The 6,512-nt window shown below is 50.6% G+C and carries 7 protein-coding genes; all 7 read left to right on the top strand.

The window, feature by feature from the left end; translation table 11 throughout:
• Positions 1–278, top strand: a 278-nt coding sequence (locus VB081_RS02625; protein WP_323399301.1) for a PfkB family carbohydrate kinase, incomplete at its 5' end; no start/stop codon positions are given.
• 15 nt (positions 279–293) lie between these two features.
• A complete protein-coding gene (locus VB081_RS02620; protein ID WP_323399300.1) occupies positions 294–1,469 on the top strand; it encodes a Gfo/Idh/MocA family protein in 1,176 nt (391 codons plus the stop codon).
• Between the two features lie 225 nt (positions 1,470–1,694).
• A complete protein-coding gene (locus VB081_RS02615; protein ID WP_323399299.1) occupies positions 1,695–2,822 on the top strand; it encodes an ABC transporter substrate-binding protein in 1,128 nt (375 codons plus the stop codon).
• Between the two features lie 100 nt (positions 2,823–2,922).
• The gene (locus VB081_RS02610; protein WP_323399298.1) at positions 2,923–4,428 is read left to right on the top strand and encodes a sugar ABC transporter ATP-binding protein; all 1,506 of its coding nucleotides are present in this window, start codon (positions 2,923–2,925) and stop codon (positions 4,426–4,428) included.
• Positions 4,429–4,448: 20 nt separating this feature from the next.
• Positions 4,449–5,411: an ABC transporter permease gene (locus VB081_RS02605; RefSeq protein WP_323399297.1), complete on the top strand. Its 963-nt coding sequence runs from the start codon at positions 4,449–4,451 to the stop codon at positions 5,409–5,411.
• Positions 5,412–5,426: 15 nt separating this feature from the next.
• Positions 5,427–6,044, top strand: coding sequence for a KpsF/GutQ family sugar-phosphate isomerase (locus VB081_RS02600; RefSeq protein ID WP_323399296.1), 618 nt, complete (start codon positions 5,427–5,429; stop codon positions 6,042–6,044).
• A gap of 45 nt (positions 6,045–6,089) precedes the next feature.
• Positions 6,090–6,512: HAD family hydrolase (locus tag VB081_RS02595; protein ID WP_323399295.1), on the top strand; the 423-nt coding region annotated here is incomplete at its 3' end.

The raw sequence follows: 6,512 nt of genomic DNA, 5'->3' as shown, positions 1-6,512 counted from the left end.
ATGGTGCGTTTTATAAGCAGGGCAACCTTGCGCCCGTATACTTTGAGATTTTCAAAGCGCACAGCAATATCGAAGATGGATCGCTGGACTTTACTGGCGCGGGGGATTCATTCGGAGCGGGATTCATGGCTTCGTACAGTGAATTTCAGGATATCCCGAAAGCGATCGTAAACGGCAGCGCAACAGCGTCGCTCGTCATCGAAAACACAGGAGGCTGCATTGCGCAGCGTATGCCGTCACAGGCGAGAGTAGAAGAACGGATCAAAACTGGAAAATAATAAAGGAGTGAGATTATGAACAAGATTGGTGTTGGAATCATTGGTGCAGGGTCGATCGCGGAAATCGGGCATTGCCCGTCTATACAGGCGATCCCGCAGGCAGAGCTTGCCGCGATTTGTGATACGGATCCCGAAGTCATGGCAAAAATGACAAAAAAATGGGAGCCTAAAAAGTCCTATTCCAATTATGAGGATATGCTGGCGGATAAGAACGTACAGGTGGTGATCGTTGGTTCGCCGAACAGGTATCACGCGCAGCAGGCCATCGACGCGATGCGCGCGAAAAAACATGTGATCGTGGAAAAGCCGTTTGCATGTACGCACGCGGAAGCATGGAAAATGGTGGACGTATGCAAGCAGGAGGGCGTTTTCCTGATGGCGGGCACCAACCAACGCTTCTGGGAGCAGAACCAGATCGCGCGCCAGCTGATCGACGACGGGTTTATCGGCCAGCCGATGATGGGGCGGTCATCCCTGCACGAGGGCTGGAGCCTGTATCATGAACAGTTATCGTTTACGCAGTTTCGCGCAGACCCTGACGAAGCGGGCGCGGGTGCGCTGTTTGACCTCGGCGCGCACAGGGCGGATTTGCTGATGTACCTGATGGGAAGCAAGCCGAAGCGCGTGATGGGTATTGTGAAACGGCTGGTCACACCGGAGGAATACACGAAGCTTGACGACTCGTTCTGGATATTGATCGAGTTTGAAAACGGCGCGACAGGCTGCATCAGCGGAGATCGCTATTCGCCGGCGGTTTCGAATATTTCTGAAATTTACGGCTCAGAGGGTACGATCTTTACCGGATCGGAGGCGACGAACCCGTTCCAGAGCGCACCGCTTGCGGTCTACACTGATAAAGAATTCCGGCAAGATCAGTTACCGGAGATCGTGAGGGAATATCGTTATCCGCAGCTTTTCTGGTCAGAAGACATCATGCAGCCAAGTGGCAATGTGCCCAAACGCTGGGTACCGATCTATCCCGAACGCGGATGGGCATATAAGAGTATGCTGCAGCACTTTATCGAGTGCATAGAAAAGGACGTCGCGCCGTCGCTGACGCCGGAGGCAAGCGCTCTCGTAACGGATGTTTTGGTGGGCGCTTACCAGTCCATGAAAACAAATTCATGGGTAGACCTTCCTTTGAAGGAAAATTATATTGTACCAAATTATAACGCGCCGGAATGCAAATGATCCGGCATGACGAATGCTCGAAAGGGCAATAGTACGCATGTTCTTTCACTTCCTATAACGATAGTGTTTTGTGCCGCGGCCCTGTGGTCGCGGCACGGGGCACGATCATCTGCAACGATCTACATCACGACAAACAGAATATTTGAACACGCTTTGTTTTGGAATAAAAATTTGCTGTTAGGCAAATTGCATATCTATGCAAATATATTATCTAGGAGGGAAAAAATGAAAAAGATTATCTCTATGGTACTGGTATGTATTCTCGCATGTATGCTCTTCGCAGGCTGTAGCGCACCTGCAACACAAAGCTCCGCAGCGCCGTCCGAATCGGCCGCGACGCAGGGTTCCGCCGCTCCGGAAGCTTCGCAGTCGGCTGGGGCTGACGAAAGCGCAGCGCCGGCGGCCGACATCACGATCGGGTATTCGTTCCCGACGAAGAACAACGAGTTCTGGGGGAACGCGCTTGCATATGTCAATCAGGCGGCGGATGAACTCGGCTTTAAGGTAAACGCGGTCGACGCAAACAATGAACAGGAAAAACAGGTGAATGACGTGAATAATCTGCTTTCCTCAGGCATCAACGGACTGGTTTTAGGGCCACAGGACGCGTCTGTTGTACCGGGCATCCTCGACGCTTGTAAGGCAAAAAATGTTCCGGTCATTATCATTGACCGCTGGCCGGGGGACGAGCTTAAGGCCGGGGAAGATTATGTCGCGTTCATTGGGCCGAACGACGAGCAGGCCGGTTATGATATTGCGATGTCCCTCATTGACGGCGGTGCTAAAAAGATCGTCGGGATTGGCGGCTATCAGGGAACGTCCGTTGCGGAAGGACGCAAGGCGGGTCTTGACAAAGCGCTGAAAGAGCATCCGGAGGTAGAGCTTCTCCAGTTTGTATACGCCGGTGAAAACATGGACGATGGCGACGAAGCGATCCGTAACCTGCTGCAGGCGCATCCTGACCTTGACGGCGTGTGGTGCTACAACGATTCTCTCGCGCTTGCCTCTGTCAATGTATTAAAAGAACAGGGTACGATCGATAAGGTGAAGGTAGGCGGCATGGATCTGCTGCAGCCTGCGATCGATTCGATGAAAGCGAACGAGCTGTGGTTCTCGACCGGCGGGCATTATATGCAGGCGGCGGACGCGGCGGTCATTCTGTACGACTACATCAACGGTCACAAGCTGACAACTGATCCCGTGATCAAGATCAACCTGCTTGCGGTCTCTCAGGAGAATATGGACAAGTACGAAGCAAAATACGGCGAAGGCAAAACGCCGATCGTCTGGAAAGACCTTTCTATGACCTATACGCCCGACGCACAGCAGAACTTTGACCTGTCGCTCGACTAAATTGAATGTACGGATCATGGTGCGGGACAACCCGCACCATGATCCGTAAAAAAAGTTATAGGAAAAGTTTTTGATATGTCACTCATTGGGAGGGATTATTTTGGAACCTGTAATCGTTTTTAAAGGAATCAAGAAGTATTTCCCCGGGACAAAAGCCCTTGACTGGAACGAACAAGATGAAATGAAAGTGATGCCGGGGCAGATACACGGCCTGGTGGGCGAAAACGGCGCGGGAAAATCGACATTGTTCCAGATACTAATGGGCATTTATACACGGACAGAGGGAACGATATTATTTGATGGGAAGCCCTTCACCGCAAAAGATGCGCTGGATGCGGAGGAAGCGGGGATATCCATCATCATGCAGCAGCCGAACTTTGTATATAACCTTTCAGTCGCGGAAAATATTTTCCTTGGTATGGACAAACAGTTTAAAAACAAGGTCGGGCTGATCGACTGGAAGCGCCAAAATGATGCTGCGCGCAAGGTGTTAAGCAAGGTCGGCTACGACCATATCGATCCGACGGCTATCATGTCTCAGCTTGGGTTTGAAGAAAGAAAACAAGTGGAAATAGCGCGTGCGCTGTCGTCCGACCCAAAGGTGTTGCTGGTGGATGAAACATCGGCGGCGATCTCCAAAGAATCGGTAGAAAATCTTTACACGTTGCTGCGTAAGCAGCGCGACAAGGGTATGGCGATCATCTATATATCGCATTTTATCGACGAGGTATACGAGCTGTGCGACCGCGTCACGATCATGCGCGACGGAAAGTATATCACCGATATGCAGGTAAAAGAAACGACGCCGGACATGATCATCTCTAAAATGGTCGGACGCGATGTCTCGATGGAATCTTACCGCAGCGACGACAACAGTTCTCGCGCAGGGGAGATGCTGCGGGTCGATAAGCTGAGCAAGGAAGGCGCGTTTGAAGACATCAGCCTGAATGTGCACGCGGGCGAGATCGTAGGAATCGCCGGCATCGGCGGATGCGGCTCGGATGACTTTGGCAAGGCATTGTTCGGTTATGAAAAAGTAAGCGGCGGAAGTATTACATATAAAGGAAAGAAAGTCGTCATCAAAAGTCCTTCGGAAGCACTCAGGCAAAAGATAGGATATATTCCAAAGGACAGGGACAGGGAAGGGCTTGTGCTCAAATACAATGTGACAATGAATATTTCTGCGGCAAACCTGCCGAACGTCACAAAAAAAGGCATGATCGATCAAAAGGGCGAACGGAGGTCGGCGCAGGAATTTGTGCATAAATTCAAGGTAAAGACACCGTCCATCGATACAAACGTGCAGGACTTATCGGGCGGTAACCGTCAGAAGGTGGCTATCGCAAAATGGATCGCCAACGACTCTGATCTGCTCATCGTGAATTCGCCGACGCGCGGTGTAGACATCGGCGCAAAGTATGAAATATACCACATACTGGAAGAATTGAAAAACAAGGGAAAAGCGATTCTGCTGATTTCGGACGAACTGCCCGAGCTTCTTGGCATGAGCGACAGAATCTATTGCTTTAAAAAGGGAAGCGTCTCCGCGGAATTTGACCGTGGCATTGATTTCACAGAAGAAACCGTTATTTCGGCAATGGTATAAGGAAAGGAAGGATCAGAAAAATGGAACAGGCATCCGCAATGAAAAAAGCATCCGTCAAGAGCTTTATGAAAAAGAACATCTCGTTTGCAGCGTTTATTATTTTATTCGTCTTTTTTGCAATTACGGCGCAGGGAAAATTCCTGTCGGGGGATAACCTTCTGACGATCGTCGGTTCGTCTATGGATTTGCTGATCATCGCGCTGGGCGCTACGTTCATCATCCTGATGGGCAGCATAGATCTGTCGTGTGGGTCGATTCTCAGCCTGTGCGGCGTCATCGCGGCGATGACGCTGCAGGCAACGAACAATACTGTCGTTGCGATCTTAGCGGCGATCGGTATCAGCCTGGTCTGCTATTTTGTGATGGGCTTTGCGTTTACAAAGATGAAGGTACCAAGCTTTATTGCAACGCTTGGTATGCTATCCATTGCACGTGCTGTCGTTACAATGATAAGCGGCGGAACAGTCATTATGATTCCGTTTGAAAGTCCGTTCAAACAGTATATCGGATTGCAGCCGTGGCTTGTCATCATCGGCATTGCTGCTTTTGTGATCGTATTGGTCATCGAGCGGTATACGCTTTTTGGCAGATATACGCGGTTGATCGGTGGAGATGAAATTGTCGCGAAGTTGTCGGGTATCAAGGTTGATAAACATAAAATGATGGTATTTTTGTTCGCGGGGGTAATGACGGCACTGGGTGGCGTGGTGATGGCATCAAGGATCGGGTCGGGATCGCCTGCGGTAGGACAGGGCTACGAATTGAATGTCATTTCGGCTGTCGTACTAGGCGGAACATCTCAACAGGGCGGTATCGGCGGTGTGAAGGGAACCATCATCGGCGCGCTGACTCTGGGAATGCTGGCGAACGGGCTGGTGCTTCTTGGCATGCCGTCCGAGGTACAGATGCTCGTAAAGGGCGCGGTGCTGATCTTGGCGGTATTTATCTCAATGGAACGCACGCCAAATATGGTAATCAGATAAACGGGAGAAAATAATATGAATAATATCATTGAAGAATGTAAGGGAAAAATCAAGGCGGAAGCGGACGCGCTTTATACGGTGGCAGAACAGGTAGACAGCTCGTATGTGGAAGCGATCGACGCGATCATGAACAGCAAAGGCAGGCTTATCATCACCGGGCTTGGAAAGACGGGTCATATCGGCAAAAAGATCGCGGCTTCGTTTGCAAGCCTCGGTATTCCTGCTTATTTTGTGCATAGCTGCGAGTCGCTGCATGGGGACATGGGCATGATCACAAAAAAAGATGTGGTGATCATGCTTTCCAACAGCGGGAAATCGCAGGAAATACTCAATATGTTGCCGCCCTTAAAAATCATCGGTGCGACGACGATCTCTATCACCAAGGGTAAAGATACGCCGCTTGCGCAGGGGACGGACATCGCGATCTGCGCAAATGCGGGCAGCGAGATCGACCATATGGGTCTCGCGCCCACAACAAGCTCGACTGCCGCGCTCGCGGTGGGAGATGCGCTTGCAACGGTGATCAGTGCGCTGAAGGGGTTCAGGAAAGAAGATTTTGCACTTTCGCATCCCGGAGGGGCGCTTGGGCAAAAGCTTTTAAAAGAATATCAGGAGCGCGTGAACAAGGCGTAGAATTGTGCTATACTGGTATGGAATTTTGTTTTTAGGGAGAAATAAATGCAAGCACATCTTTTTGACGAATATGAGGCAGTGGTGTTTGACCTTGACGGCGTGATCATCAACAGCGAGCCGATCCACATGGATATCATGAATGACATCGTAGTCCGCTATGGCGACGCGATCGAACTGGAAGACTATAACAAGAATTTTGTTGGCAAGTGCGAACAGGATTGCTGGGGAGAGATCAAGCGCAGATACAAGATACCCTGCCCGACAGATGAACTGATTGCACAGTATCTTGACGGTATCGCGCGTTATTTTGAAACAACGACAAACCCGCCTGTACTGCCGTGGGTCAAGGAACTGGTTGGGGAGATACGTGAACGGGGAATGAAGGTTGCCGTCGCATCGTCTTCTTCCAAAAAAAATATTGCGCTGTCCCTCGACAGCGCGGGCATCAGGCATTGTTTTGACGCACTT

The organism is Christensenella sp. (assembly GCF_034927525.1).
In the GTDB taxonomy this organism is placed as follows: domain Bacteria; phylum Bacillota; class Clostridia; order Christensenellales; family Christensenellaceae; genus Christensenella.
Note: the sequence above shows the minus strand (reverse complement) of the source record. Positions and strands in the feature narration are given on the sequence as shown.

Bases quoted from the DNA above. Each gene is read 5' to 3' on its own strand.
- VB081_RS02620 (WP_323399300.1), top strand. From the start codon at position 294: ATGAACAAGATTGGTGTTGGAATCATTGGTGCAGGGTCGATCGCGGAA.
- VB081_RS02615 (WP_323399299.1), top strand. From the start codon at position 1,695: ATGAAAAAGATTATCTCTATGGTACTGGTATGTATTCTCGCATGTATG.
- VB081_RS02605 (WP_323399297.1), top strand. From the start codon at position 4,449: ATGGAACAGGCATCCGCAATGAAAAAAGCATCCGTCAAGAGCTTTATG.
- VB081_RS02600 (WP_323399296.1), top strand. From the start codon at position 5,427: ATGAATAATATCATTGAAGAATGTAAGGGAAAAATCAAGGCGGAAGCG.